23 protein-coding genes are annotated in these 23,596 nt (G+C 50.5%); 10 read left to right on the top strand and 13 right to left on the bottom strand.

The features are described from left to right. Positions 1 to 35: 35 nt before the first annotated feature. Complete coding sequence (locus tag ACLO87_RS11725; protein WP_430223797.1) at positions 36 to 842, bottom strand: DODA-type extradiol aromatic ring-opening family dioxygenase; 807 nt, start codon at positions 840 to 842, stop codon at positions 36 to 38. Between the two features lie 123 nt (positions 843 to 965). Between ACLO87_RS11725 and pyrE the strand changes: the two genes are divergently transcribed. Beyond that, complete coding sequence (gene pyrE, locus ACLO87_RS11720; RefSeq protein WP_135866630.1) at positions 966 to 1,646, top strand: orotate phosphoribosyltransferase; 681 nt, start codon at positions 966 to 968, stop codon at positions 1,644 to 1,646. Between the two features lie 232 nt (positions 1,647 to 1,878). On the opposite strand, the gene gatB is transcribed toward pyrE, so the two are convergent. The 9 genes from gatB to ACLO87_RS11675 form a co-directional block, all read right to left on the bottom strand. Next, positions 1,879 to 3,333 (bottom strand): Asp-tRNA(Asn)/Glu-tRNA(Gln) amidotransferase subunit GatB, encoded by a 1,455-nt coding sequence (gene gatB / locus ACLO87_RS11715; protein WP_135866628.1) that lies wholly within the window; start codon positions 3,331 to 3,333, stop codon positions 1,879 to 1,881. Then, positions 3,333 to 4,853 carry an Asp-tRNA(Asn)/Glu-tRNA(Gln) amidotransferase subunit GatA gene (gatA, locus tag ACLO87_RS11710; RefSeq protein ID WP_430223796.1) on the bottom strand — a complete coding sequence of 507 codons (1,521 nt, stop codon included), beginning with the start codon at positions 4,851 to 4,853 and terminating at the stop codon, positions 3,333 to 3,335. Before gatA ends, gatB begins: the two co-directional genes overlap by 1 nt. 6 nt (positions 4,854 to 4,859) lie before the next feature. Beyond that, positions 4,860 to 5,168, bottom strand: a complete 309-nt coding sequence (gatC, locus tag ACLO87_RS11705; RefSeq protein ID WP_135863806.1) for an Asp-tRNA(Asn)/Glu-tRNA(Gln) amidotransferase subunit GatC — start codon at positions 5,166 to 5,168, stop codon at positions 4,860 to 4,862. A 194-nt stretch (positions 5,169 to 5,362) separates the two neighbouring features. Then, positions 5,363 to 6,151, bottom strand: coding sequence for an amino acid ABC transporter ATP-binding protein (locus ACLO87_RS11700; RefSeq protein ID WP_168246835.1), 789 nt, complete (start codon positions 6,149 to 6,151; stop codon positions 5,363 to 5,365). Between the two features lie 5 nt (positions 6,152 to 6,156). Beyond that, positions 6,157 to 7,443, bottom strand: coding sequence for an NAD(P)/FAD-dependent oxidoreductase (locus ACLO87_RS11695; protein ID WP_430223795.1), 1,287 nt, complete (start codon positions 7,441 to 7,443; stop codon positions 6,157 to 6,159). Next, positions 7,440 to 8,165 (bottom strand): ABC transporter permease, encoded by a 726-nt coding sequence (locus ACLO87_RS11690; RefSeq protein WP_135863809.1) that lies wholly within the window; start codon positions 8,163 to 8,165, stop codon positions 7,440 to 7,442. Before ACLO87_RS11690 ends, ACLO87_RS11695 begins: the two co-directional genes overlap by 4 nt. Continuing rightward, a complete protein-coding gene (locus tag ACLO87_RS11685) occupies positions 8,162 to 8,881 on the bottom strand; it encodes an ABC transporter permease (protein WP_135863811.1) in 720 nt (239 codons plus the stop codon). Before ACLO87_RS11685 ends, ACLO87_RS11690 begins: the two co-directional genes overlap by 4 nt. 18 nt (positions 8,882 to 8,899) lie before the next feature. After that, positions 8,900 to 9,664, bottom strand: a complete 765-nt coding sequence (locus ACLO87_RS11680) for an ABC transporter substrate-binding protein (protein ID WP_135863813.1) — start codon at positions 9,662 to 9,664, stop codon at positions 8,900 to 8,902. Between the two features lie 46 nt (positions 9,665 to 9,710). Continuing rightward, positions 9,711 to 10,610: a MurR/RpiR family transcriptional regulator gene (locus ACLO87_RS11675; RefSeq protein WP_135863815.1), complete on the bottom strand. Its 900-nt coding sequence runs from the start codon at positions 10,608 to 10,610 to the stop codon at positions 9,711 to 9,713. 285 nt (positions 10,611 to 10,895) lie between these two features. Here ACLO87_RS11675 and ACLO87_RS11670 point away from each other — a divergent pair, with 285 nt between their 5' ends. The 5 genes from ACLO87_RS11670 to rodA are packed head-to-tail and all read left to right on the top strand — an operon-like array spanning position 10,896 to position 16,441. Then, positions 10,896 to 11,939 carry a rod shape-determining protein gene (locus tag ACLO87_RS11670; protein WP_135863817.1) on the top strand — a complete coding sequence of 348 codons (1,044 nt, stop codon included), beginning with the start codon at positions 10,896 to 10,898 and terminating at the stop codon, positions 11,937 to 11,939. A gap of 54 nt (positions 11,940 to 11,993) precedes the next feature. Next, positions 11,994 to 12,869, top strand: coding sequence for a rod shape-determining protein MreC (gene mreC, locus ACLO87_RS11665; RefSeq protein WP_135863819.1), 876 nt, complete (start codon positions 11,994 to 11,996; stop codon positions 12,867 to 12,869). Beyond that, positions 12,862 to 13,428: a rod shape-determining protein MreD gene (mreD, locus tag ACLO87_RS11660; protein WP_135863821.1), complete on the top strand. Its 567-nt coding sequence runs from the start codon at positions 12,862 to 12,864 to the stop codon at positions 13,426 to 13,428. Before mreC ends, mreD begins: the two co-directional genes overlap by 8 nt. A 14-nt stretch (positions 13,429 to 13,442) precedes the next feature. Further along, the gene (gene mrdA / locus ACLO87_RS11655) at positions 13,443 to 15,299 is read left to right on the top strand and encodes a penicillin-binding protein 2 (protein ID WP_430223794.1); all 1,857 of its coding nucleotides are present in this window, start codon (positions 13,443 to 13,445) and stop codon (positions 15,297 to 15,299) included. Then, positions 15,296 to 16,441, top strand: a complete 1,146-nt coding sequence (gene rodA / locus ACLO87_RS11650; RefSeq protein WP_430223793.1) for a rod shape-determining protein RodA — start codon at positions 15,296 to 15,298, stop codon at positions 16,439 to 16,441. The genes mrdA and rodA overlap by 4 nt, the downstream gene beginning before the upstream one ends. 8 nt (positions 16,442 to 16,449) lie before the next feature. Here rodA and mutY read toward each other — a convergent pair whose 3' ends face one another. From mutY to ACLO87_RS11635, 3 genes are read right to left on the bottom strand one after another with little or no spacing between them, the layout of a single operon-like run. After that, positions 16,450 to 17,529 (bottom strand): A/G-specific adenine glycosylase, encoded by a 1,080-nt coding sequence (gene mutY / locus ACLO87_RS11645; protein WP_430223792.1) that lies wholly within the window; start codon positions 17,527 to 17,529, stop codon positions 16,450 to 16,452. Positions 17,530 to 17,532: 3 nt separating this feature from the next. Next, on the bottom strand, positions 17,533 to 18,441 hold the full coding sequence (locus ACLO87_RS11640) for a cell division protein FtsX (RefSeq protein ID WP_430223791.1): 909 nt from the start codon (positions 18,439 to 18,441) through the stop codon (positions 17,533 to 17,535). Then, positions 18,438 to 19,109, bottom strand: a complete 672-nt coding sequence (locus tag ACLO87_RS11635; protein ID WP_135863831.1) for a cell division ATP-binding protein FtsE — start codon at positions 19,107 to 19,109, stop codon at positions 18,438 to 18,440. Before ACLO87_RS11635 ends, ACLO87_RS11640 begins: the two co-directional genes overlap by 4 nt. A gap of 187 nt (positions 19,110 to 19,296) precedes the next feature. Here ACLO87_RS11635 and ACLO87_RS11630 point away from each other — a divergent pair, with 187 nt between their 5' ends. From ACLO87_RS11630 to ACLO87_RS11615, 4 genes are all read left to right on the top strand, one after another. Beyond that, a complete protein-coding gene (locus tag ACLO87_RS11630) occupies positions 19,297 to 20,316 on the top strand; it encodes an amino acid ABC transporter substrate-binding protein (protein WP_430223790.1) in 1,020 nt (339 codons plus the stop codon). Between the two features lie 87 nt (positions 20,317 to 20,403). Continuing rightward, positions 20,404 to 21,588 carry an amino acid ABC transporter permease gene (locus ACLO87_RS11625; RefSeq protein WP_430223789.1) on the top strand — a complete coding sequence of 395 codons (1,185 nt, stop codon included), beginning with the start codon at positions 20,404 to 20,406 and terminating at the stop codon, positions 21,586 to 21,588. A 2-nt stretch (positions 21,589 to 21,590) separates the two neighbouring features. Next, positions 21,591 to 22,685 carry an amino acid ABC transporter permease gene (locus ACLO87_RS11620; RefSeq protein WP_135865056.1) on the top strand — a complete coding sequence of 365 codons (1,095 nt, stop codon included), beginning with the start codon at positions 21,591 to 21,593 and terminating at the stop codon, positions 22,683 to 22,685. A 49-nt stretch (positions 22,686 to 22,734) separates the two neighbouring features. After that, a complete protein-coding gene (locus ACLO87_RS11615; RefSeq protein WP_135865054.1) occupies positions 22,735 to 23,475 on the top strand; it encodes an amino acid ABC transporter ATP-binding protein in 741 nt (246 codons plus the stop codon). The last annotated feature ends 121 nt before the right edge of the window (positions 23,476 to 23,596 follow it).

Raw genomic sequence — 23,596 nt, 5'->3', positions numbered from 1 at the left:
CCAGAAAGCCCTCAGAGCATGGGGAAATGCTTGGCTTATGGCGCATCAAAGCGGTAGCTGGATACCGTAATGCCGCCAAAGGCATCTTGCTGGTAGTGAAATCTGTGCACTGCGTCGTGCTCGGCAGCACCAACAGCAACAAACAACGGTACCAAGTGATCTTCGCGTGCATGAGCAATACGCGCAGAGGGCGCTTTTTCCCAATTCAGCATGGCGGGAATGCGTTGTTCAGGAGAGTCTTGCAGCAGCGTTTTTTCTAGCCATGCATCAAACTGTGCAGAAGGCTCACGACCGCTAGGGCCTAGATGGCGCAGGTTGTGGTAGCTCAAGCCACTACAGATGATCAGTACGTTTTCATCGCGCAGGCGCTCAATTGCTTTGCCCAACTGTATGTGCAGGGCAGGATCATAATGCTGGTGAATAGATAATTGCACCATGGGTACCGACGCATCAGGATAAATACAGTAGGCAGGTACGAAGGCACCGTGATCAAAGCCGCGCTCAGCGTCTATGTGTGCTTCTAGCTGATGTTCTGCCAGCAGTTCTTTGACGCGCTCAGCAAGCTCCGGTTTACCGGGGGCGGCATAACGTACGTCGTAGGTGTGTGCTGGAAAACCGTAATAGTCGTACAGCATGCTGGGGTTAGGATGGCCTTGTACAGTAAAGCCGTGGGCACTTTCCCAGTGCGCAGACACCATCAAAATAGCACTGGGTTTTTGATTACCAAGTTGGCGGGGGATATCTGCTAGCGCAGTGCGCAGGGGAGCATACGAGGCTTCAACCTCACGTATCCAAGGCCAAGGGCCACCACCATGGGAAATGTAATAAACGGGCAGACGCATGAAATACTCACCAGAAACAGAAAAACAATGTGTGGGATTCAAGCTGAATGGGCAACGCCAGACAGGAAGTTCAGCACATAGTATGAAATAATAGGACTTTTTACGCGCTAAAAGGTTCGTTTTATGGTTGACGCAGTGTCACAACGTCGAGAATTTGTTCAGTTTGCTCTGGAACAGGGCGTTTTGCGCTTTGGCGAATTCAAAGTGAAGTCTGGCCGTTTGAGCCCCTACTTTTTTAACGCAGGGCTGTTCAATACCGGCGCTTCTGTAGCGAAATTGGCGCAGTTCTATGCACAGGCTTTGGTAGATTCCGGTTTGTCTTTCGACATGCTGTTTGGGCCGGCTTACAAAGGTATTCCGCTGGCAACAGCGACTACCTGCGCATTGGCCGCACACCCTGCTTTGCAAGGCCGTGATATCCCCTTTGCGTTTAACCGCAAAGAAGCCAAAGACCACGGCGAAGGCGGTACCTTGGTAGGTGCGCCGTTGCAAGGCAAAGTGGTGATTATCGATGACGTGATCACCGCCGGTACATCGGTACGTGAATCTGTAGACATCATTCGTGCGGCAGGTGCAGAACCAGCAGCCGTGTTGATCGCTTTGGATCGCATGGAACGCGCTGGTGCCGATGACGCTTTGTCTGCACACTCTGCAGTGCAAGAAGTAGAACAACGCTACGGTATTCCTGTAGTAAGCATTGCGTCGTTAAGCGACATTATGTCTTTCTTGGATGGCAATGCAGAATTGGCTGCTCATCGTGAATCAGTAGCAGCATACCGTGCTCGTTATGGTGTAAACGCGTAAGGTCGCGAAAGTATTTCCGCAGCAGAAAACATTGCTGCTAAAGAAAGGGCAGTAAATCTAGCAATACTCAGACCCATCAGGGGAACGGAGAGGAAGCTTTTTTGATTTGGTGTACAAATCACAAAAAAGCTTTCCTGCAGTTCCTCGGCGAGTGCGATGAATACGATTGTCAGACCCCAATAAAAATGGCCGGATTATCCGGCCATTTTTGTGCTCAGAAAGAACAGAATTCTTAGCCTAGTTTGGCTTTAAGAATGCTGGACACCTGACCTGGGTTGGCTTTGCCTTTGGCAACTTTCATGACTTGACCAATCAACGAGTTAAACGCTTTGTCTTTACCAGCGCGGAATTGCTCCACGATATCTGGGTTAGCAGCAATCACTTCGTCAATCATGGCTTCAATCGCGCCAGAGTCATTGATCTGTTTCAAGCCTTTGGCATCAATGATGGCATCAGCGTCAGCGCCGTGATCACCTTCCCACATTGCTTGGAATACATCGCGCGCAATCTTGTTGGAAATGGTGCTGTCAGCAATGCGCAGCAACAGTTTAGATAACTGCTCAGGCGTTACTTTAGCGTTGCTGATATCCAGCTCTTCACGATTCAGTGCAGCAGCTAGTTCACCGCTAATCCAGTTAGCTGCCAACTTAGCATTCGCAGCGCCCACCAGAGCAGCAACCGCTTCAAAGTAATCGGCAGTACTACGGCTAGCAGTCAACTGAGCAGCATCGTAGGCGCTTAATTGCAGTTCAGCTTCGTAGCGAGCACGTTTAGTGGCTGGCAGTTCTGGCATCTGTTGACGCACAGCTTCGATTTTCTCAGCCGAGATAAACAGAGGTGGCAGATCTGGGTCTGGGAAGTAACGGTAGTCGTTAGCGTTCTCTTTGGAGCGCATGCTACGTGTTTCGTCACGGTCTGCATCGTACAGACGTGTTTCCTGAATCACTTTGCCGCCGTCTTCAATCAGTTCGATTTGTCGGCGTACTTCGTAGTGAATCGCACGTTCCATGAAGCGGAAAGAGTTGATGTTTTTCAACTCACAACGTGTACCGAATTCTTCTTGGCCTTTAGGACGTACAGACACGTTCACGTCCACACGGAAAGAGCCTTCCTGCATGTTGCCATCACAAATTCCCAACCACACAACCAAGCTGTGCATGGCGCGGGCGTAGGCGACGGCTTCAGCGGCAGAGCGCATTTCTGGCTCAGACACGATTTCCAGCAGCGGCGTACCAGCACGGTTCAAGTCTATACCAGTGGAAGATTCGCCGTACGGACCGGTGAAGTTTTCGTGCAGAGATTTACCTGCGTCTTCTTCCAAGTGAGCACGTGTTAGGTTAACAGTATGCTCTTTCTCGCCTACAAAGAAGCTCAGCGTACCGCCTTGCACTACAGGCAGACCAAATTGACTGATCTGGTAGTTTTTGGGCAAGTCAGGGTAGAAGTAGTTTTTACGGTCAAAAACAGACTTAGGTGCAATGTGCGCGCCCACTGCCAAGCCGAAGCAAATTGCTTTGTCGGCGGCCGCAGCGTTAAACACCGGCAGCGTACCAGGCAACGCCATATCTACAGCGCTGGCTTGTGTGTTAGGAGCCGCGCCAAAGCGTGTGCTGCTGGACGAAAAGATTTTTGACTCAGTCGAAAGCTGGGTATGGATTTCCAGCCCTATAACAATTTCCCATTCCATTATTCTGCTTCCGGTTGTCGTTGGTGCCAGTCAGTATCTTGCTGATACAGCGAAGCGAGAGCCAGAATTTGGCCTTCGTTGAAGTAGTTACCTACAATCTGTAGGCCTACTGGCAGTGGGCGGGCATCGTTGCTGAAGCCGCAAGGGATGGACATGGCAGGCAAACCGGCCAAGCTAATACCCAGCGTGTAAATGTCAGCCAACCAGTTGGCGGTAGGATCAGCACTGGTGCTGTCCAACGACGTTGCCAAGGTAGGGGAAACAGGGCCCATGATCACGTCGCAGCTAGCGAAGGCTTTCTGCAAGTCGTCAGCAATCATGCGACGTACTCGTTGTGCTTGCAGGTAGTACGCATCGTAGTAACCTTCGGACAGCACGTAAGTACCTACCAAGATACGACGAATAACTTCGCCACCGAATGCTTCAGCACGTGAGCGGCTGATCATTTCTTCCAAGTTGCTGTACGACGCGCTGCGGTGGCCAAAACGTACGCCATCAAAGCGAGACAGATTGCTGGAGGCTTCTGCTGGACTGATGATGTAGTACGCAGGGATGGCTTCGCGAGTCAGTGGCAGCGAGATATCTACACGGGTAGCGCCCAGTTTTTCAAAATGCTGAATAGCGGCGTCAATGTGACGTGCGATTTCAGGATTCAGGTCGCTAGTGAAGTATTCACGGGGCAAACCAATACGCAGGCCAGCCAATGGTTTGGTGCCTTGTTCAGCAAAGCGCTCATTCCATTGTTTGTAGTCGTCGCGCACGCGTTCGCCAGTGTTGGCTTTGCCGTGGCAATCTTGCAGGCTGGTAGGGTCGCGTTCGTCGAAACCGCTCATGGTGCACAGCAGTTCAACCAAGTCGCTGGCGTGACGAGCGATAGGGCCTGCTTGGTCCAAGCTGGAGCCGTAGGCAATCATACCGAAGCGAGATACTGTGCCATAGGTAGGCTTAATGCCGCTTACACCGCACCAAGCGGAAGGTTGGCGAATAGAACCACCGGTATCAGAACCTGTAGCAGCCAATGCTAAACCAGCGGCTACAACGGCTGCGGATGCGCCAGAAGAACCACCAGGGGAGTGCAGCTTATTCCATGGGTTTTGGATAGCGCCGAATGCGGAGTTGCGGCTATCAGAGCCCATAGCAAACTCGTCGCAGTTCAGCTTACCTAAGTTCACCGCACCAGCGTGCTGGATTTTTTCTACGATAGTGGCATCAAATGGGCTGACGTAGTTCGCCAGCATTTTGCTACCTGCCGTAGTGCGCCAGTGACGTGTCACAAACACATCTTTGTGTGCAATAGGAATACCAGTCAGAGCTGTTGCATTACCACGTGCCAACAAGACATCAGCGGCATCAGCCTGCTGCAATGTCAGGTCTGTATCTACATGCAGGAATGCATTGAGTTCTGGTTGTTGCGCAATACGTTGCAACGTATCTTGGGCCAACTCGCGTGCGCTAAATGTTTTGTCACGCAACGCCGTGCCCAGACGTTGTAGGGAAGTATATTGGGTGAGTAGGGACATGATGGATTACTCGATGACAGTGGGCACGAGGAACAGGCCGTTATCTTGCGCGGGCGCATTAACCATGAGGTCAGCGCGTTCTGTTTCAGTGGCAGTGGGCGCGGCCTGATCGGGGCGCAGACGCAGGGCGATTTCTTGGATGGCTTCAAGCGGGTGGGCCATAGGCTCTACACCTGTGGTATCAACAGCTTTCAAGCTGCCGATAAGTCCAATAATCTGTTCGAAGTCCTGAGTAGCCTGGTTTGTCTGCTCCGGCGAGAGTTCAATGTGCGCCAATTGTGCGATGCGAGCGACATCCTGCTGAGAGATTGCCATAGTGATTCCGGAGTATGGATGATATCTGCCCGGCAGTTGCAACGTTCACGCAACCAGCCAAGCAGTCAAATGACGGGAATTCCGTATTTTAGCGCGGCTAATGCTAATACGCACGGCCGCACTGCTAGCCCCATTATAAGGGGCTGAGTTTGCGCTATCCAGCAGAGGGTGTGTTGCTAGATGAAAAAGGTGTTTTACAGGATTTGCTGCAAGAAGTTGCGAGCACGTTCTGTTTTAGGAGCCGCAAAGAATTCTGCAGGGCTGCAGTTTTCCAAAATGCTACCTTGATCCATAAACAGCACACGTTCAGCCATCTGTTTAGCAAAGCCCATTTCATGCGTAACGCACAGCATGGTGATGCCACTGCTAGCTAGTTTGACCATCACGTCTAGCACTTCTTTGACCATTTCAGGGTCCAGTGCAGCGGTGGGTTCATCAAACAAAATAATTTTTGGATCCATGCACAGGGTACGGGCGATCGCCACACGTTGTTGCTGACCACCAGACAATTGTGTGGGGTATTTTTCAGCGTGGCTGGACATGCCTACTTTTTCCAGCAGCTTACGCGCTTCGGCCTCGGCTTGAGCACGATTTAAGCCTTTAACACTCATGGGTGCCAAGGTGCAATTTTCTAGTACCGACATATGCGGAAACAGGTTGAAGTGCTGAAACACCATCCCTACATTACGCAGTGTTTGTACGCTTTGTGCGTTTTGCTGCATCACGTTTACGCCATCAATCAGAATGCTGCCTTTTTCAGCGGCTTCTAACTGGTTAATACAACGGATTAGTGTGGACTTACCTGAACCGGATGGGCCGCACAACACAATACGTTCGCCTTGGCGTACTTCCAGATTGATATCTCGTAGAGCATGGTATTCGCCATACCATTTGTTCAGCCCTTGTATCTGTATCACCGTCGGATTATTGCTGATAGAGGCTGGAGCGTTATCCGTAGGCTGGGCGTCAAGAAGTTGCGACATGAGTATCAGTTCCGGGGAGAGATAAAACGTTGGGCGGAATAAGGGGCAGGGTCGGTGAATGGAATTTCGCCAGTCATCATTTCAGCCAACAGACGGCCAGAGGCTGGGCCTAGTGTGAGGCCGTGATGGGCATGACCGAAGTTAAACCACAAACCAGTGTGATGTGGTGCAGGGCCGATAATGGGGCGCATATCTGGTGTGCAAGGACGTCTACCCATCCACGGTTCGGCTTCTACAGCATTGCCTAATGGCCAGTACTGGCGAGCGATACGTTCAGCTTCGCGCAACTGCACAGGGTTTGGCGCTGCATCAGGGCTAGCCAGTTCTACACCAGTAGTCAGACGTACTCCTTGCTCCATAGAGGCCAGTACAAAACCCGCTTGGGAGTCACACAATGGATGTTCTGGTGCAGGAGTGTCGTCACTAGGTGTGAAGTGCAGGTGATAGCCGCGTTTGTGCACCAAAGGAATACGGTAGCCTAGCGATTGGCACAGTGGTGTGGCGTCGGGGCCCAGTGCAATCACAACTTGTTTGGCACTGATAGCACCTTGGGTAGTGGTTGCCGCCCATACAGAATCTTGCTGCGCTAAAGCATGCACGTGGTCTTGTATGAAGCTGCCACCGCGTTGGGTGAACAGTTCGGCATAGCCTTGTACTAATGCGCCAGGTGAGGAAACTGTCCATGGATCTAGCCAATGTATGCCTCCCACCAAGTTGTGTGTGGTGGCCAATGCAGGCTCACTGCTGCGCATGGCTGTGGCGTTCAATACTTGGACTTGCAGACCATATTGTTGGCTTAGACGTTTGGCTTGTACCGCTGCACTCGCAAAAGCTTGTTGGTCGCGGTAAATATCAATCCAGCCTTTCTCGCTAATACGATGCTGCTGATTAGAGTCACGGATAAACGGTGCGTGCTCGGTAATACAGCGCTCAATCAAGGGCAGCATGTCATTCGCAGCAAACGCTAGACGCTTGGGAGATGACTCTTTCCAATAACGGAATAACCAAGGGGCTAATGCAGGTAAGGCTTTCCATTGAAAGCGCACATCAGGCTGACTATTGCCTGCGTAGCGCAGTAATGCAGCAGGGCTATGTGGAAATGCGTAAGGGATGACGCTGGCACGTTCAATTAGCCCTGCATTACCAAAGCTAGTGCCTTGGCCTGGCGCTTGTTTATCGATCAAGCCTACACGCAACCCACGTTGTTGTAGATGCAGTGCGGTGCTTACGCCCAGAATGCCGGCGCCCAGCACCAGCACATCTAGCGCTGAGGTAGAGAGAGTGTTGCTCATGATTCGTGCAGAATGTGGCGTGACAAATGAGACTCTATGCGACGCAGGAGCCTACGGATGATTTCCACAATAATTAAGTACAGTACGGCAGCCCAGAGGTACACCTCGAAGTTAAAGCTGCGCGAGAACGCGAGTTTGGCTACGCCCATCACATCATAAACAGTCACCAAGGATGCAATCGCACTGGCTTTGATCATGAGGATTAACTCGTTACCCAGAGGGCCAATGGCCACGAGGGTAGACTGCGGCAAAATGACTTTGCGCATGGCAGTCCAGCGCTTTAAGCCCAACGCACGGCAGGCTTCAAACTGACCTTTAGGTATAGCTTGCAAACTGCCACGGAAAATTTCCGCTTGATAGGCAGCCGTGTTTAGCGTGAACGCCAAGAGGGCACAATACCAAGCATCGCGGAAGAACCACCACAAACCTACGTCTTTCCAGAAGGCTGTCAGCGAGCCCAAACCGTAGTACAGCAAAAATAGCTGTGCCAACAGAGGAGAACCTCTGAAGAAATAAATATAGCCGCGACAACTGTATTGCAGCAGCGGGTTTTTATTCAAGCGCCCTAACGCTAGAAGCAAGCCCAAAACCATGCCTAGCGTATACGAGAAAGCAACCAGTTTGATGGTTACCCACAGACCATCCAACATGCGCATGCCATAACGTTCTAGCAGGCTCGCATCTAAAAAGGAGGACAGTATGTTAAAGACAGTTTCGTTCATGACCGTGCCTCTTGATGGTGGCGGCCGAAATAGCGCTCGGCACGGTTAAACACAACGCCAGACAATGCCGACAAGATTAGATAAAGTACGCAGGCGGTGCTGTAGAACAAAATAGGTTCTTTGGTGGCAGTGACAGCCAAGTTGGTTTGACGCATAAGATCAACCAAGGCAATGCTGGATACCAATGAGGAATCTTTAAGCAGGGTGAGCCAGTTATTGGATAGGCCAGGCAGCGCAACGCGCATTAACTGGGGCAGCGTAATGCGCAAGAAGGTAGTGCGCTTAGATAAACCTAATGCGCGAGCGGCTTCTAGTTGGCCTTTGGGGATAGTTTTAAACGCACCACGCCAGACTTCACTGGAAAAAGCAGCTAATACTAAACTGAATGCAAACACTGCAGCTGCAAAGGCATTGATGTGAAATTCAGTTTCGTATCCTAAGCGTTCTAGAATGTTTTGAATCCCCATTTGTGCACCGTAGTACACCAATAAGAGGGTCAACAGCTCAGGCAGTCCGCGAAATACGGTAGAGAACACAGTTGCTGCCGCACGCGGCAAGCGTCGGCGAGAGCGGGTGCCAACTGCAACCAGCAGGCCTAAGGGCAGGCCAAAAGGAATACAGCACAGAGTCAGGGAAATGGTAACCAGTGCACCCATTAAGAGTGCACCGCCCCAGCCCCCCTGCCCAAAGGAAAGCAGGCTTAGCAGATCAAGCATGTGAAAAGTCCGTCTTGCTTATTGAACGCGGAAAATGTCCATGCCAAAGTAGCGCTGGGAAATCTCTTGATAGGTGCCGTCAGCGCGAATGTCGTCGATGGCTTTATTAAAGCGTTCGCGCAACTCATCTTCGCCTTTACGCAGAGCTACGCTGGTTTTGCCTTCTGTGCCAGGCAAATCACCTAACAGTTTGCAGCAGCCTTCGCTATTTTTTTCCAGCCATTCCAGCAATGGGAATTTATCGTGAACCATCGCATCTAGCCTACCGTTGATCAGGTCAGCGCCTGCTTCATCCGGTGTAGGGTACAAACGCACGTCAGAACCTGCTTTGCCGTATACATCTTCTGCGTACATGCCTTGGGTAGACGCAGATTGTGCACCCACAACGCTGTCCTTCATGGCTTCAGCTGATGTGTCAGTAATATCAGAATCTACTGGTACGGCAACAGATAGCACGGTGTAGTAGTAGGGCTCGCTGAAAGCTACGTGCTGTAAACGCTCTTCGGTTTCCACCATCGAAGACACTACAGCATCAAATTTCTTGGCGAGTAGGGCAGGAATAATACCGTCCCAGTCTTGCGCAACCAACTCACACTTTACTTGCATCTTGTCGCACATGGCATTGGCGATATCTACGTCAAAACCGTACAACTTGCCAGAAGCGTCTACTGCGTTAAACGGAGGGTATGCGCCTTCAATACCAATACGAATAGTTTCTTGAGCTTGTGCTGAGAATGCGGTTAAGGCGCCAGCAAGGCAAAGAGCTTTAAGCGAGAGTTTCATGATGAAGGACTCCAGTGTGTAAGTGGGTGCGTCTGGCGCACGGGAGTTAGTTAGGCGAGGAGTTCAGATCGAACGATGTGTAACCGACGAACTCATGATTCAGGCTGGCAATCTGATTCAGACGTTGCTCCGCCTGGCTCTCCAGCAGTACAAAAACCTCATTGACCAGTAAATGGGCCAGCACCAACATGGGTGCTGTGCACTCCCAGAATAGGTCTATCTCGGTAGGAACACGCAGAACCTCGTCGGCATTTGCATCGGCCCAATCGCAAAAGGGGTCGGTGACTAGCGTGACGTGAAGGCCTCTTTCACGTGCTTTTTGGCATAGCAATAAAGCATGGGAAGAGTAACGGCGTGCGTCAAAAACAATAAGTGTTGCATTGTCTGGATTCGTGAGCAAGGCTTCACTAAAGTGACCAGCAGCATTATCCACGATTTGTACGCCAGGGCGTATATATTGCAACAAATGGGCCATGCTAGCGGCTACACCGCGCTCAGTTTGAAAGCCTGCAATCAACACTTCAGGTTTATGAGCCAGACGTTGAGTGATAGTGCTCCAGGAGGGGGCGCGGGTAAGCTCATAGACTCGAACTTGAGCAGCAATGCTAAGTTCTAGGCTACGCGCGTAATCATGCGGAGCAGCGTCAGTGCGGCGAGCAAGAAAATCTTGCATACGTTCGCCCTCTAACCAAGGGCTATTGCCCAAGTCGTCACGCAAATTTTGTTTCAAGTCTTTAAGATGTTTGAAACCTAACTGTCTACAGAAACGCCCAACGGTGATTTCGCTTAGCCCGAGCTTCTTAGCTAAGCTTGCAGACGTTTCAAAAGGTAAGGTACCCAGATTGTTCAGCATGTGCCCTGCAATACGACGCTCGGAAGCTGTTCCCTCTAGATGGGATTCTTCTAAGCGCTGCAGTAGATAGGAGCGAGGACGTGCCGAATTCATGTGTAATCTGATAGTTTTCTAACATTTTTCGTATTATGACAGGATTCTATCCTGGAGGATTTGGGGGAATCCCTAATCTGTGTACGAAAAAAAAACATTTAGTAATGAATATAGGCGTATCAGCCCCTAATTCTGTCAAATGGGCGGGCGATAATACGTTATCATTAATCCTTTAGGGTATTTTGTGTGTTCGTCACGGTGCCTTGGGCTGATAGCGCTGGCATGCTGCGACGAATGGCGCGGTACATACCTACTAGTTTCCCACTCTCAACTTATAGCGCGCCCATGTTCGGATTCCTACGCAGTTACTTTTCAAGCGATATGGCAATCGATCTCGGTACGGCCAACACCCTTATTTACGTAAGGGGCAAAGGGATCGTGCTGGACGAGCCTTCCGTCGTCGCAATTCGCCATGACGGCGGACCTAACGGTAAAAAAATTATTCAAGCTGTTGGTCACGAGGCTAAACAGATGCTGGGTCGAGTACCTGGCAACATTGAAGCTATACGTCCCATGAAAGACGGCGTAATCGCCGATTTCACGGTTACCGAACAGATGCTTAAGCAGTTCATCCGTATGGTGCACCCTCGCAGCATGTTTGCGCCTAGTCCACGTATCATCGTGTGTGTGCCTTGCGGCTCTACACAGGTTGAACGTCGCGCGATCCGTGAATCAGCATTAGGTGCTGGTGCTAGTCAGGTGTACCTAATTGAAGAGCCAATGGCCGCAGCGATTGGGGCCGGCTTGGCCGTCTCGGATGCAAGTGGTTCCATGGTGGTGGATATCGGTGGTGGTACTACTGAAGTAGCGGTGATCTCCCTAGGCGGTATGGTGTACAAAGGTTCGGTACGCGTAGGTGGCGATAAATTTGATGAAGCTATTATCAATTACATTCGCCGTAACTACGGCATGCTAATCGGCGAGCCTACTGCTGAACGTATCAAGAAAGAAATTGGTTCTGCTTTCCCAGGTACCGAGGTTCGTGAAATCGAGGTTAAAGGGCGCAACCTGTCCGAAGGCGTGCCACGTAGTTTCACAGTGTCTTCCAACGAAATTCTGGAAGCACTAACTGATCCTTTGAATCAAATTGTTTCGGCAGTCAAAATTGGTTTGGAGCAAACTCCACCAGAATTGGGTGCTGACATTACCGAGAAAGGCATTGCCCTGACTGGTGGTGGCGCTTTGGTGCACGATTTGGATCGTTTGCTGCAAGAAGAAACAGGTTTACCTGTAGTCGTAGCAGACGACCCGCTGACATGTGTAGTACGTGGATGTGGGGAAGCACTGGAACACCTAGAAAAACTAGGCGCGGTGTTTATTTACGATTAATGATCGTCTCACCCGGCAGGTGGTCTACTTGCCGGGTTTCTGTTCGGTTCATGCATGCAAGAACAAAGCTCGATTCGGCTTTTTAGGCGTGGGCCCTCTGCAGAGGTACGAGTAGCAATTTTTGTGATTCTGGCATTGGCGCTGATGATAGTAGACGCGCGCAGTTCATTGCTGGAACCCGCTCGTCGGGCGTTGTCCGTGATTGTGTACCCCTTCCAGCGGGCTGCGATGGCCCCCGGTGATTTAGCTTCCTATCTGAGTAGTTGGCGAGACTCAGCTGCTTTGGTGCGCACAGAAAAAGAAGCTCTACAACGTCAGCGTGTAGAGTTGGCGCAGTTGTCCACACATGCGGCGCAGCTCTCAGTAGAGAACGAACAACTACGTCGTTTGCTGCAAGTAGCAAACGCTGTGACACAGCCGTCGGTGGCGGTAGAGGTTCTTTATGAGCCTCCTAACGCCTTCAACAGACGTCTGGTCTTCAATAAAGGATCTTCCCACGGAATCCAAGCTGGTATGCCCGTCATTGATGACGGTGGCGTAGTAGGCCAGATTGTGCGTGTTACTCCGTATACCGCAGAAGCTGCCCTGATTACTGACGACAAACTTTCTATACCAGTACAGATCCTACGTAGTGGCCTACGTTTGATTGCTTTCGGTGGTGGAGTAGGGTCGCGCATTGAGGTGCGTTATTTAAGCTCTGATGTGGATATAGAGGTAGGCGACGTATTGGTGACTAGCGGTATTGGCGGTTTATTCCCGGCAGGCTTGCCTGTGGCGCGCGTAGATAGCGTAGACCGCGATGTGGCAACTGGGTTTGCTGTCGCTATAGGCACACCATTGTCTTACCCTGAACGTTACCGACACTTTTTGGTGCTGTTGGTAGAAGAGTCCGAAAGAAAATCGTTAGAGCAGGAGGACGTGGATGAATAAGCCAGTAGGGCGTGAACCACGCCAAGGTTCGTCTCTAAGCTCACTGCGACCTATAGATTCCTCACCCTTTAAAAATGACTCCAGTGGTTGGGTGGTCTGGGGTTCGGTGTTTTTGGTTTGGGTACTGTCCATGCTGCCGTGGCGGCACTGGGAGTACGCACCCGATTTCCTGATGCTGGTTATAGCGTTTTGGACGCTGCACGAGCCTCGAAAGGTCAATATGTTGATGGCCTTTATGCTGGGCTTGTTGATGGATGCGCATGATTCCAGTTTCTTAGGCGAACATGCGATGGCTTATGTGCTGGCAGGTTATGGCGTGATCGTGTTGTCTAGACGCTTACTGCTGTTTGGCGCGTTTGCGCAGATGGTGTATTTGCTGCCGGTGTTCTTTATAGCAAGTGCCATACCGCAGTTCTTGCATGCCTGGTTTGCTGGTGAATGGGCAGGGTGGTCTTGGGGGCTAGCTGCACTGTTAACCGGTGTGCTGTGGCCTTTGGCGGATTTTCTATTGTTATTGCCACATCGCAGGTTGGATGAGGCGGATGATGGTTCGGCATAACGGTAGAGCTTGCTATGTTCGAGTTCAAAAAAACCTCCCGACTACATAAACAACGTACCTTAATACGTGCTTGGGTTGCCGGCATTTTAGGGGTGGGGTTGTTGGCGTTGTTGGGCGCGCGACTGTGGTATTTGCAAGTAGACCGCTATGAGGGTTTGGCCGCCAGAGCAGACCGTAACCGCATTGCTGTGGTACCTATTGCGCCTAGACGTGGTGAGATTACCGATAGAAACGGAGTGGTGCTAGCGCGTAATTATCGCGACTACACCCTGAGCGTAGTCCCTGCCCAAATTGAGGGTACGGTAGACGAACTATTGGATAGCTTGGGTGAGATTGTTTACCTGAGCGAACGGGATCGCCGTCGTTTCAAACAAGCCTTGGTACAAAATAATCGCTATAGCGATATCTTGCTACGTAATAGCATCAACGAAGTAGAAGCCTCGTGGTTTGCGTCGCATGCATTTAAATTTCCCGGTGTGAGTTTGCAAGCCCGTTGGGTGCGTGAGTACCCACAGGGCGAATCGGCTGCCCACGTTATTGGTTATGTAGGTCGTATTTCTGAAGCCGATGAACAGCGCTTAGATGAGTCAGGCGAGTTGGGTAATTACCGTGGCACGCTGAACATAGGCAAGAAAGGCATTGAAAAGTCGTGGGAAAGAGAGCTGCACGGTAGAACCGGCTTGGAAGAAGTTGAGGTTACCGCGTCAGGTAGACCTGTGCGCGTGTTGAATCGCGTAGACCCTGTACCCGGTCAAAACTTACAGCTTTCTATAGACATTGGTTTGCAGCGTGAGGCTGAGAAACTCTTTGAAGGACGGCGTGGCGCGTTGGTGGCCATAGAACCCAAAACAGGCGAGGTGTTGGCTTTTGTATCGGCACCGTCGTTTGACCCGAACTTGTTTGTAGACGGTATTGATGTTGAAAGCTGGCGCAAACTGAATGAGTCGCCTGATCATCCATTAATTAACCGCCCGTTGTTTGGTACGTATCCCATCGGTTCTACCTATAAACCATTTGTGGCGTTGGCGGCGTTAGCATTGAATAAGCGAGGGGCTAACGACCGTATCTCTGACCCAGGTTATTACGAATTTGGCGGTCAGCGTTTCCGTAACGCTGGTAATGCGGCTTATGGCCCCACCAATATGCACCGAGCACTGGTGGTGTCATCGGATACCTATTTTTACTCGCTAGGCCCAGAAATTGGCGTCGATGCGCTGCACGATTTCAGTAAACAGTTTGGGTTTGGACAAATTACGGGCATTGACTTGGATGGTGAGCGTCGCGGCATTTTGCCGTCACGCGAATGGAAGCGCCAAGCCTACAAGAAACCTGCCGATCAGCGTTGGTATGCGGGTGAAACCATTTCTGTCGCAGTGGGTCAAGGCTATAACTCGTTTACCTTATTGCAGTTGGCACAGGCTACGTCTACCTTGGCGAATGACGGGCTGTACATCAAACCACACTTGGTACGTCAAACGATAGATACCGAAACAGGTGAAAGCAGCTTAGCGGTTAGCGAGCCGTCGTATCAAATTCCTATAGACCCTGCTCACATCAAAGTAGTGAAAGATGCATTGGCAGATGTGATTAAGTCGGGTACGGCTAGACGCGCTTTTGCCGGTGCTAAGTATCAGGCAGCGGGTAAAACAGGTACCGCGCAGGTGTTTAGTTTGCGTGGTACTAAATATAGAGCCTCGGCCATTGATGAACGTTTACGAGATCATGCCTTGTTCATGACCTATGCGCCGGCTAATGATCCTGAAATCGCTATTGCTTTGATTGTAGAAAACGCAGGCTGGGGGGCTACCCAAGCAGCTCCTATTGCCAGACGTCTGTACGACTACTGGTTAGAGGAGCGTAAGAAGTCATGAAGCGTTTGATGCAATGGGGATTAAGAGCAATCACCATCTTCGATTGGCCACTGCTGTGTCTGCTGTTGCTGTTGGGAACACTGGGTTTAGTGGTGATGCATTCAGCCGTAGGCAGTACTGATTGGCGTTTTGCTGACCAGTCCAGGCATTTTGTGGTGGCGTTCTTTGTGATGTGGATAGTGGCGTTGGTGCCATTGCCATGGATTATGCGTGTTACGCCGTATGTGTATGCGTTTTCTATTGTGCTATTACTAGGCGTGGAGTTTCATGGCGAAGCCAGTAAAGGTGCTAAACGTTGGTTAGATTTAGGTGTGGCGCGTATTCAGCCCTCTGAAATGTTGAAAATCACTGTGCCACTGATGTTGGCGTGGTATTTCCATCATTACCAAGGGGCCAAGATGAAGCTGATGGATCTGCTAATTGCAGGTGTTCTATTGGCCATTCCATTCTTGCTGATTGTGCGTCAGCCTGACTTGGGTACTGCGTTGCTGGTGTTTGCGGTAGGTTTCAGCGTGATGTATTTCGCTGGCTTGTCTTTCTGGTTGCTAATACCCGTTGCTGTTGTGATCACTGTGGGTCTAGGCTTGATTTTGTATTACGAAGACACCTTATGTGCACCTGGTTTTGACTGGGTGGTGCTGCATGAATACCAGAAAGGGCGGGTGTGTACGTTACTGAATCCGGGGATGGATCCCCTAGGAAAGGGCTTTCACACTATACAGTCTATGATCGCAGTGGGTTCGGGTGGTGTCTATGGTAAGGGCTACATGATGGGCACGCAGACCCACTTAGACTTTATTCCTGAGCGTACTACCGACTTTGTGTTTGCGGTGTTTGCGGAAGAGTTTGGTTTATACGGCGGCATTATGCTGCTGGTGCTGTATGCCTTGGTGATTATTCGTGGGCTAAGCATTGCCGCGCATGCCAATAATACCTATGGGCGTTTGGTCGCGGGTTCACTTGCGATGATGATGTTCGTTTATGTGTTTGTGAACATCGGTATGGTTACAGGCATTTTGCCTGTCGTGGGTGTGCCATTGCCCTTCATGAGCTATGGCGGTACCGCTTTGCTTACCTTGGGTGTGGCATGTGGCTTATTGATGAATATTTACAGATATAAGCCACCTAGCTTGAACCCCTAACCCCAGACTTAGAACAGCGTCGCTGCTTCGGTTTCAGGGCTAGGATACAGCCCATCCATCAGTTTTCGGATGGGCGCTGGAAGCGCCGCGTTGGGCAGGGCCTCTAGCGGCACCCAGTGGTGGTTGGCACTGCGCTCAATAGTGTCTGTGCTTTGCACAAACCATGGGTTGATATGCAGCTTGAAGTGGCTAAATACATGCAGCATTGCAGCCATTCTAGAGTCCTTAGGTAACGTGATACCCAAAGATTGGCTGAAATCTTTTAGATCGCCTACCGTTTCAAACTGTGGAAGCGTCCACAAACCACCCCAAATACCATGATCTGGCCGCTGCTCTAGCAGCACATGCCCATCAGACTCCACAATTACTACATGGCATTCGCGTTCAGGTTGCACCGCTCGTGGCTTACGCGTGGGCAACTCTGCTGTTTGCTGGTTAGCATGCGCATAACAGTCTGATACCAGCGGGCATTGCTGGCAGTTCGGTTTGCTGCGGGTACAGAGCATAGAGCCTAAATCCATCAGACCCTGAGTGTAGGCCGCCATGTCCAAATCTGCGGGGCTACGTTCTACGGTTTCTTCGGCCAAGGCCCACAGTTTCAACTCTATTTGACGTTGTTGTGGGTGGCCATGAATACCAAAGTAGCGCGTAAAGACGCGTTTAACGTTGCCATCCATGATGGGGCTGCGCTCGCCAAAACAGAAGGATGCAATGGCTGCAGCCGTAGAGCGCCCTATACCTGGTAAGGTGGCGAGTTGCTCGCTACAGGGGGGGAATTCGCCACCGTGATCGCTCATGACTTGCTGCGCACAGCGGTGTAAATTGCGTGCGCGGGCGTAATAGCCTAAGCCTGCCCAGTAAGGCATCACGTCATCTTGGGTGGCGCTAGCGAGGTCAGCTACGGTAGGGAAGCGTTCTAAGAAACGCTGGTAATAATCAATCACCGTAGTGACTTGGGTTTGCTGCAGCATGATCTCTGACAGCCACACCCTATAAGGTGTACGTTGCTGCTGCCAAGGTAAGTGGTGACGGCCATGCTGCTTTTGCCACGCGACAACTCGCGCGGCTAGATTTTCTGTACTGCTCATAACTTAAAACTGCGTACTGCGGGTAACGGACCATCTGGCTGCCAAAGCGGCAATCAGGGCGATGAGCACGGTTGCTGCCAACAGGTTCAAGCCATCAGGCAGATGTAGTTGCACATGTTGTTGGTAACTGGCGGCCAGACGATTCAAGGCTTCACTCAGTAATGGTAAGGCAAGCCATGCCAATAGTACGGCTACCAAGCTAGATGCTATACCGGTGATAGCCCCTTGGTATAAAAATGGTCTGCGTACGAAACTTTCAGTAGCGCCCACCAAGCGGGCTACGGCAATTTCTTCGCGCTGGTTCAACGCTTGTAAACGCACGGTATTGAACACGGTAGCAATCATAATCACTGCTACACAGAGGCTGAGCAAACTAAGCGCTACGCGTACAAATTGCAGTAATGAATCCAAACGTTTTAACCAGTCGCTGTCCAACTGTACGCGTTCAATGCGTTCTGTGACGGCGAGTTCAGATGCCAAACGTTCTGCCACACCGGTTTGATCTGGAGCATCTTTAAGGCTGAGTACTACGCTATGCGGCAGTGGGTTTTCACCCAATGTGCTTAATGCATCTGCCCACAGAGGGTTCTTCTTCAGTTCGTTATACGCTTGATCACGGCTGATTAAGGTACTGGAAAGCACGTCATCGGCATATTTCTGGCGTAAGTCGCCAGTGAGTTTCTGTGCTTGTTCTAGCGATGTGTCTAGCTTCAGGTACAGCGTGATTTCGGGGTTAACCGGCAGGTCTTTCACTAGCGGTTGAGCGGATACCAGCAAGGCCCAGCCAATCAACGGTGCTGCCAAAGTGAGGGCAATGACCAGAATGTTGGCTAGCGATGAAAACGGTTGATGAATCAGTCGGCTAAAGGCTGTGCTTGCGGCATAGCGGTGTTGACGTAACCAGCGGTTCATAGTGGTACACCTGCGAAATCAGAAAAACGTCCCTCTTCAATAAGCAGGGTACGGCGGGCGTATTGAGCCATCAGTGCGCGGTCGTGCGAGGCAATCAAGGTGGTGACGCCTACACGGTTGAAATCCAGAAACACATCCATGATGCGTTTAGCGCTGGCGGCATCTAAGTTGGCGGTAGGCTCGTCGGCGATCACGATGGCAGGGCGATTCACAATGGCTCTGGCAATAGCCAAGCGCTGTTGTTCACCACCAGACATTTCTATAGGCGTAAAACCTTCTTTACCTGCTAACCCCACTTTTTCCATCGCAGCACGGGCGCGTTTTAGTGCTACCGAGCGCTCTACACCTTGTACTTCCAAGGGCAGCAGCACGTTATTGATGGCGCTACGGTCATACAGCAAATGGGTGTCTTGCAGGATCACGCCCACCGCGCGGCGCAAATAAGGGCGCGCACGAGCAGCAAGCTGGTCTACGCGTTGTTCCTTCAGATAAATACTGCCGCGGCTAGGAGCTTCCAAGCCACCAATCAGTTTCAGTAATGTGGATTTACCCGCACCAGACGGGCCTGAAACAAAAATAAAGTCACCACCTGCAATTTCAAAGTTGATGTCCGCAAGAATGTTTTTTCCGCGGCCGTAAGATTTGAAAACGTGTTGAAACCGGATCATGGCATGAGACTGGCAGGAAACGATGAAGGGAATCGGAGTTAACTCCGAGCGCACACCTATTTTATCGCTAAAGGGAAAGTGCGGATGTTTTAATCTGTGTGCAATGAGTAGGATGGATAAAACTTGACCAAAGTTAGCAGTAGGATCAGCTGTATTTACCACAAGTAAATCTCTAGAGGAGACGTTCATGAAAATCGTTAAAACGATTCTGTTGGGCTCTGTGGCGGTATTGATGAGTTCTGGTGTGACTTATGCGGCAGAAACCTTAGATAAGGTGAAGCAAAAAGGCTTTGTGCAATGTGGTGTACACGTAGGTTTGCCAGGCTTTTCCATTGCCGATAGTAAAGGGCAGTGGGGCGGTATAGATGTGGACTTATGTAAGGGGATTGCTGCGGCTATTTTTGGCGATGCCACTAAATTCAAAGTAACTCCGTTGACTACACAGCAGCGCTTTACCGCATTGCAGTCAGGGGAAATCGACGTACTCACACGAAACAGTACAGCCACCATGGCGCGTGACACCACGCTTGGGCTGATCAGCGCTGGTGTGAACTACTATGACAGTCAGGGCGTCATGGTGAAAAAAAGCTTGGGCATTGACAGTGCTACCGAGCTAGATGGGGCAGCAATTTGTGTGCAGCCAGGCACCACCACTGAACTTAACTTGGCTGACTGGTTCCGCTCTAATAATCTGAACTTCAATCCGGTCGTTATTAACAACCCAGACGAAGCCATGCGTTCTTTCTTGGCAGATCGTTGCGATGGCTTTACCACAGACAAATCCGGTTTGGCTGCGATGCGAGCCGCACAAGCTAATCCCGATGACTTCATAATCTTGCCGGAAGACTTCTCTAAAGAACCGCTGGGGCCAATGGTGCGCCAAGGCGATGAAGAATGGTTCTTGCTGGTACGCTGGGTACTCAACGCGATGAACGAGGCGGAAGAGTATGGCGTCACGTCCAAAAACGTCGATGATCAACTGAAAAGCGATAATCCAAACGTGCAGCGTATCTTGGGTGTATCAGGGGAAATGGGCAAAGGCCTGAAGCTGGATGACAAATGGGCCTACAACATCATCAAGCAAGTGGGTAATTACGGAGAGGTATTTGATCGTAACCTAGGGGAACCAACACCCTTGAAATTGGAACGCGGTTTGAACGCGACATGGAAAAATGGTGGTTTAATGTATGGCTGGCCAATTCGTTAAGCAGTAGCTACATTCGGTGGCCAGATCAGACCGGAAGGGGTTCTTCCGGTCTGCCACTACTTGGCTGTTTGAAGAGACAGACGGAATATGGCAAAACATAAGAACAACCATACCCCTACTAAAATTCGTTTCTCCTGGAATGATCCGTTCATAAGAGGGATCATCTACCAGGTCATCATTATTGGTTTGCTGGCCTTTGGCGTGTGGTACTTGGTTAGCAACACCTTGCACAACTTAGCTGTGCGCAATATCTCTACCGGCTTTGATTTTTTAAATCGCGAGGCGGGTTTTGGTATTGGTGAGATGAGCATCGACTATCAGCCTTCCGATACTTACGGGCGCGCGATAGTGGTGGGCTTGATTAATACGCTAAAAGTGTCGGTGATAGGCATTGTGCTTGCCACTATCTTGGGCACGTTATTAGGTATTGCGAGGCTTTCCAGTAACTGGCTAGTAAAGAAAGTCGCAGCGGTGTATGTAGAAGTGATGCGTAACGTACCGCTATTGTTGCAACTGTTCTTCTGGTACGCCTTAATCATTGAATCTCTACCGCGCCCTAAAGATGCGTATATGCCTTTGCCTGGGGTGTTCATGTCTAATCGCGGCCTGCAAGTGCCGACGCTAGAGGGTAATGCGTGGAGCTGGATCGTAGGCGGGTTGGCAATAGCGATTGTGTTGAGCGTGCTGTTTGCGCATTGGGCTAGAAAGCGCCAAGAGCAAACAGGTAGCATGCCACCTGTATTGCGGGTGAGTGGGCTATTCATTGTGATCGTGCCAGCATTACTGCTGTGGATAAGTGGCGAAGGCTTGCACCTTAGCTTTCCTGAGTTGCGAGGGCTGAACTTCAGAGGCGGTACTTCCTTAAGCCCTGAGTTTGCGGCGTTGCTGCTGGGGTTGGTGGTGTATACCTCGGCCTTTATTGCTGAAGTGGTGCGTTCGGGTATCCAAGCCGTAAGCAAAGGGCAGTGGGAAGCCGCCGAGTCTATAGGTTTGTCACGTAGCCTTACTTTGCGATTAGTAATTTTGCCGCAGTCGTTACGGGTCATCATTCCACCCATGACTAGCCAGTACCTGAACTTAACGAAAAACAGCTCATTGGCGGTGGCAATTGGCTATCCCGATATTGTTTCGGTGGTCAACACCACCTTGAACCAAACTGGGCAGGCCATTGAAGGTATCTTGATTATTATGGCGGCCTATCTGACTGTGAGTCTGTCCATTTCTGTATTCATGAACTGGTATAACCGGCGTCTAGCCTTGGTGGAGCGCTAATCATGAGTACTAAACCTGTATCAACAGTACTGGCTCCTCCGCGCCAACAAGTGGGCGTGTCGGGGTGGTTGCGTCAAAATCTGTTCTCCACACCACTTAATACCTTATTGACGGTGTTAGTGGCATGGCTGTTATTGATGTCTATTCCTGCTTTAGTAGAGTGGGGGCTAATCAATGCCGATTTCACGGCAACATCTGCGCAAGAATGTAGAGAGGTCACTGGAGCCTGTTGGGCATTCATCGTCGAAAAACACCGTTTAATTCTGTTTGGTGTGTACCCCTTTGATGAGCAGTGGCGTCCTTTATTGGCGTCGCTAGTGCTGATACTCATGCTGGTGTTGAGCTGCTTACGCCGTTTCTGGAATGCCTGGATGGCTGTGATTTGGACCATAGGCCTAACCGGTTTTGGTGTACTCATGTGGGGTGGCATCTTTGGCTTGAGCTATGTGGATAACAGCCGATGGGGTGGTTTGCCCTTAACGTTGATGTTATCTACCTTCGGTATCGCATTTGCTTTCCCGTTAGGTGTATTGCTGGCTCTAGGCAGACGCTCTCATTTGCCAGCAGTCAAAGCCGTATCGGTGATCTATATTGAACTGATTCGTGGCGTACCGCTGATCAGCTTGCTATTTATGTCGTCGGTGATGTTGCCGCTGTTCTTACCAGAGGGTTTCAGCATTGATAAGTTATTACGTGCGCAAATTGCCATCATCTTATTTGCTGCTGCGTATATCGCTGAAACCGTGCGTGGTGGCTTGCAGGCCGTCCCTAAAGGGCAGTACGAGGGGGCGGAGTCCATCGGTTTGAACTACTGGCAAACCATGCGCAAAATTGTGCTGCCACAAGCGTTGAAAATCGTCATTCCACCCTTGGTGAGTATCTTTATTTCCTTATTCAAAGATACATCGCTGGTGGTCATTATCGGGATTTTTGACCTGACACAAGCGGCTAAAGTAGCTTTGGCGGATGCCGCATGGCGAGGGTATAGCACCGAAGCCTACTTGTTTATCGCTGCTATTTATTTTGTGTTCTGCTACAGCATTTCCCGTTATAGTCAGTCACTAGAAAAAAGTCTGAATTATGGACAGCGCTCCTAAGCAAAACGTCCAGTCCCCACGTTGATCTTGGGTTGAGAAGGAGTTCTTTATGGCAGAGCAAGCCATCATTCGTCTGGAAAACGTACACAAGTGGTACGGTGAGTTTCATGTGTTGCGGGACATTAATCTGCAAGTAGCTAAAGGTGAACGTATTGTGATCTGTGGCCCGTCGGGCTCTGGAAAGTCCACCTTGATCCGCTGCATTAACCGTTTGGAAGAGCACCAACGTGGGCATATCTACGTTGATAACATGGAACTTACCAACAACCTCAAGCAGATAGACGCCGTACGACGCGAAGTAGGGATGGTGTTTCAGCACTTCAATCTATTTCCGCATTTAACTGTACTGGAAAATCTAACCCTAGGCCCAGTGTGGGTGCTGAAGCAGCCCAAAGCAGAGGCCGAAGCCAAAGCACTAGAATATTTGGATAGGGTACGTATTTTGGAGCAGGCCAACAAATACCCAGGGCAACTGTCGGGTGGTCAACAACAGCGCGTGGCCATTGCTAGATCGTTGTGTATGAATCCTAAAATCATGCTCTTTGATGAGCCTACCTCGGCACTGGATCCAGAAATGGTGAAAGAGGTGTTGGACGTGATGACCGGTTTGGCTGAGTCCGGCATGACTATGCTATGTGTGACCCACGAAATGGGCTTTGCGCGCAAAGTGGCTGATCGCGTGATCTTTATGGATCAGGGTGAAATCATCGAAGCCAACACGCCAGATCGTTTCTTTGACCACCCCGATAACCCACGAACAAAAGAGTTCCTAAGTCAGATCCTGCACTAAATAGAGCGGACGTCACTAATTTGTCAAAATTGGTGAATCAACTGGTGTGTACTGTATAACTTACAGATAATACATAACTGTTAGATACCGTTACAGCATGTCCGTACTCTATACCGGAAAC

Origin of the sequence: Paenalcaligenes sp. Me52, assembly GCF_050487965.1 — a bacterium.
Lineage (GTDB): Bacteria > Pseudomonadota > Gammaproteobacteria > Burkholderiales > Burkholderiaceae_B > Paenalcaligenes.
This window is presented reverse-complemented; position numbering and strand designations above follow the sequence as displayed.

Coding starts and splice junctions, on each gene's coding strand:
- pyrE (WP_135866630.1), top strand. CDS start 966: ATGGTTGACGCAGTGTCACAACGTCGAGAATTTGTTCAGTTTGCTCTG.
- ACLO87_RS11620 (WP_135865056.1), top strand. CDS start 21,591: ATGAGTACTAAACCTGTATCAACAGTACTGGCTCCTCCGCGCCAACAA.
- ACLO87_RS11640 (WP_430223791.1), bottom strand. CDS start 18,441: ATGAACCGCTGGTTACGTCAACACCGCTATGCCGCAAGCACAGCCTTT.
- mreD (WP_135863821.1), top strand. CDS start 12,862: ATGAATAAGCCAGTAGGGCGTGAACCACGCCAAGGTTCGTCTCTAAGC.
- gatC (WP_135863806.1), bottom strand. CDS start 5,168: ATGGCAATCTCTCAGCAGGATGTCGCTCGCATCGCACAATTGGCGCAC.
- ACLO87_RS11625 (WP_430223789.1), top strand. CDS start 20,404: ATGGCAAAACATAAGAACAACCATACCCCTACTAAAATTCGTTTCTCC.
- ACLO87_RS11615 (WP_135865054.1), top strand. CDS start 22,735: ATGGCAGAGCAAGCCATCATTCGTCTGGAAAACGTACACAAGTGGTAC.
- ACLO87_RS11725 (WP_430223797.1), bottom strand. CDS start 842: ATGCGTCTGCCCGTTTATTACATTTCCCATGGTGGTGGCCCTTGGCCT.
- ACLO87_RS11630 (WP_430223790.1), top strand. CDS start 19,297: ATGAAAATCGTTAAAACGATTCTGTTGGGCTCTGTGGCGGTATTGATG.
- ACLO87_RS11635 (WP_135863831.1), bottom strand. CDS start 19,109: ATGATCCGGTTTCAACACGTTTTCAAATCTTACGGCCGCGGAAAAAAC.
- rodA (WP_430223793.1), top strand. CDS start 15,296: ATGAAGCGTTTGATGCAATGGGGATTAAGAGCAATCACCATCTTCGAT.
- gatA (WP_430223796.1), bottom strand. CDS start 4,853: ATGTCCCTACTCACCCAATATACTTCCCTACAACGTCTGGGCACGGCG.
- gatB (WP_135866628.1), bottom strand. CDS start 3,333: ATGGAATGGGAAATTGTTATAGGGCTGGAAATCCATACCCAGCTTTCG.
- ACLO87_RS11670 (WP_135863817.1), top strand. CDS start 10,896: ATGTTCGGATTCCTACGCAGTTACTTTTCAAGCGATATGGCAATCGAT.
- ACLO87_RS11700 (WP_168246835.1), bottom strand. CDS start 6,151: ATGTCGCAACTTCTTGACGCCCAGCCTACGGATAACGCTCCAGCCTCT.
- ACLO87_RS11695 (WP_430223795.1), bottom strand. CDS start 7,443: ATGAGCAACACTCTCTCTACCTCAGCGCTAGATGTGCTGGTGCTGGGC.
- mrdA (WP_430223794.1), top strand. CDS start 13,443: ATGTTCGAGTTCAAAAAAACCTCCCGACTACATAAACAACGTACCTTA.
- ACLO87_RS11690 (WP_135863809.1), bottom strand. CDS start 8,165: ATGAACGAAACTGTCTTTAACATACTGTCCTCCTTTTTAGATGCGAGC.
- ACLO87_RS11680 (WP_135863813.1), bottom strand. CDS start 9,664: ATGAAACTCTCGCTTAAAGCTCTTTGCCTTGCTGGCGCCTTAACCGCA.
- mutY (WP_430223792.1), bottom strand. CDS start 17,529: ATGAGCAGTACAGAAAATCTAGCCGCGCGAGTTGTCGCGTGGCAAAAG.
- ACLO87_RS11675 (WP_135863815.1), bottom strand. CDS start 10,610: ATGAATTCGGCACGTCCTCGCTCCTATCTACTGCAGCGCTTAGAAGAA.
- ACLO87_RS11685 (WP_135863811.1), bottom strand. CDS start 8,881: ATGCTTGATCTGCTAAGCCTGCTTTCCTTTGGGCAGGGGGGCTGGGGC.
- mreC (WP_135863819.1), top strand. CDS start 11,994: ATGCAAGAACAAAGCTCGATTCGGCTTTTTAGGCGTGGGCCCTCTGCA.